The sequence below is a fragment of the Streptomyces sp. NPDC039609 genome (assembly GCF_055596705.1).
Genome location: NZ_JBVIUJ010000027.1, coordinates 17,338 through 18,572, shown reverse-complemented (window position 1 = coordinate 18,572; position 1,235 = coordinate 17,338). Strand labels below are relative to the sequence as shown.

The 1,235-nt window shown below is 67.8% G+C and carries 1 protein-coding gene and 1 tRNA gene; both read right to left on the bottom strand.

The window, feature by feature from the left end; all coding sequences use genetic code 11:
• Position 1: 1 nt before the first annotated feature.
• Positions 2 to 80: transfer RNA gene (locus ACZ561_RS39820), tRNA-OTHER, on the bottom strand.
• Between the two features lie 591 nt (positions 81 to 671).
• On the bottom strand, positions 672 to 1,235 hold a 564-nt coding region (locus ACZ561_RS39815), incomplete at its 5' end, for a GntR family transcriptional regulator (protein WP_471005006.1).

The window sequence follows — 1,235 nt, the reverse complement described above, 5'->3', positions numbered from 1 at the left end:
GTGCCCCCGGCAGGATTCGAACCTGCGACACCCGCTTTAGGAGTTCGATCGGGCGGGTCTTCCGGGGCCCGCTCAAGGGCGCTGCCCTGCTGCCGACGACCGCCCGACACCGCCCGAGTGCACACCCGTTGATGTCAGCCGTGGATGTCACTTCCCGAACTGTGGGAAGGGGCATGGCTCCATGGGATCGTTCGGCCGGTCGGCCCAGTGCCACCAGAGATGCCGATCGGGGCACTGCCAGATACCGCGACAGACGCGCTTGTCGTCCTCCTCGCGCCGGGAGAGGAGAAGCCCGCGCGATGTCATTGGTTGATCGCAGTCGGGGCAGAGAGGAGGGCCACTGGTCATGCCACGCAACCTACCCCGGGCGTTGTCAGCGGTCGGCCGTAGCGTCGTGAGTGACGTCGGGCCGGTTCGATGTTCGCGGTGCGTCTTACGTGTCGCCGGAGGTCAGACCTCCTCTGATGCTCCGACTGGCCGCCCAGCACCCTGCCGTACGTCAGCGTCCAGTTCGGCGCGCTCCAAGTCCGCGATGGTCTTTCGCCGCCATCGAACGACCGCAATCGTGGCAAGCACCCCCACCAGCAGAGTGGCGATAGGCGCGCCCCAGACCAATGCGGCCAAGCCGTATCCGACTGAATCCATAGCTTTCCCCCTGGTGTTGTGCTCCGTTAGCGGCTGATCGGAATCTCGTAGACGATCTCGCACAGGGCGGCGGGGACGACGATGTCCGCTGTTTCCACGGGGCGGCCCTGGTCGCTGTAGTACGTCCGCCGGATGTGCGTGACGAGAGCCGCCTTCTGGATCCCGAGGAGTGAAGCCTCATCGGCGGTCGCCTGCCGCGGCTCGGGCTGCTCCACCGCGTGGCTGACCGTGATGCCGATCGCGGCCATGCGGTTCACGACGCCTGCTCCGGCGTGCGGTCCACCTTCAGGGAGCACAACAACGGTGCCGGCGGTGAGGTCGTACGGCTCCCAGCTCGTCGACAGCTGCACCGGCCGACCATCGGCAAGGAACTCGTACACGGTGCGGACGCACAGGTCCCCATCGGTGATGCCGAGCCGCGCCGCGATCTCCGTCGGCGCCGGAACCTTGGCGTCGGTCCGGCTCTCCCAACCTCCGTGGCGCCCCACGGCCTTCATGTCCGCGCGGAACGGCGACCCGTCGGGCTGCTCACGCGCCGCAGACCGAACCATCCGAACCCGCTGTCGGGGCTCAGCCACATACGTCCCCGG